At 43.4% G+C, this 281-nt stretch carries 1 protein-coding gene; it reads left to right on the forward strand.

The window, feature by feature from the left end; all coding sequences use genetic code 11:
* Positions 1-281 (forward strand): hypothetical protein (locus AC0IXA_RS27330; protein WP_471814887.1); only part of this gene is annotated, 281 nt, incomplete at both ends.

The following is a 281-nucleotide window of genomic DNA, read 5'->3' on the forward strand; positions in this document are numbered from 1 at the left end:
GCGAAAGAAAAGCTGTCCTATCGCCCTTTGCAGAAGAAGCAGCTGCAAGCAAAGCAAGCCCCATATTTTTATGACGATGTGATTCGAGAGTTGAAACAAAGCTTGGGGTTAACAGAGGAACAGATCGAAACCTATGGACTTCATATCCAAACGACCCTTAATCCAAAGTTACAGAAAATCGCAGAAAAGACGTTAAAAAACACGATGAATGCCAAATCAGATATCCAAATTGGCTTTGCCGCCATCCATCCTCAAACAGGCCATGTACTTGCCCTCATAGG

The organism is Pseudomonas sp. AC083 (assembly GCF_979253165.1).